This window comes from Streptomyces ruber (assembly GCF_014648075.1).
In the GTDB taxonomy this organism is placed as follows: domain Bacteria; phylum Actinomycetota; class Actinomycetes; order Streptomycetales; family Streptomycetaceae; genus Streptomyces; species Streptomyces ruber.
In genome coordinates this window covers 1-601 of sequence record NZ_BMQK01000077.1, presented here as the reverse complement: position 1 = coordinate 601, position 601 = coordinate 1, and the positions used below count along the sequence as shown (strand labels likewise).

General features: G+C 40.8%; 2 protein-coding genes. Both read right to left on the bottom strand.

Annotated features, from left to right (window positions below):
• The coding region (locus tag IEZ04_RS36380) for an NADH dehydrogenase subunit K (protein ID WP_506004870.1) at positions 1–446 on the bottom strand (446 nt) is incomplete at its 3' end.
• A gap of 56 nt (positions 447–502) precedes the next feature.
• Positions 503–565 (bottom strand): hypothetical protein, encoded by a 63-nt coding sequence (locus tag IEZ04_RS36375; protein ID WP_506004869.1) that lies wholly within the window; start codon positions 563–565, stop codon positions 503–505.
• Between the last annotated feature and the right edge of the window lie 36 nt (positions 566–601).

Below are 601 nucleotides of genomic sequence, written 5' to 3'. Positions count from 1 at the left end.
GCATCTATAACTGCCTCTGGTTTAGGTGGGCATCCCGGCAAATAGACATCGACAGGAATTAGCTTATCGACTCCCCGAACGGTACTATAAGAATCAGTACTGAACATCCCCCCTGTAATAGTACAGGCTCCCATAGCAATGACATATTTTGGTTCAGGCATTTGCTCATATAATCTGACTAAAGAAGGAGCCATTTTCATTGTTATTGTGCCGGCTGTTAAAATGAGGTCTGCTTGCCTAGGACTCGATCTTGGTACCAATCCATAACGATCAAAGTCGAATCGCGAGCCTATTAATGAAGCAAATTCAATAAAACAACAACTGGTACCATAGAGAAGCGGCCATAAACTGGAGAGTCTTGACCAATTCGAGAGATCATTTGATGTAGTTGAAATAATTGAATTGGAGGTTGTTTGGTTAAGTAATGGGAGCTCAACCAAATTCATAACTGTCTCGATGTTATCCTTTCCTTCCCTTTTCTTTTGATTATCTAAATATTCAGCTAAGACCATTCCAACGCTCCCTTTCGCCATGCATAAACTGAACCCACAATTGGGATAAGCACGAAAATGAAAGCTTCTATAAATGCAGATACACCCAA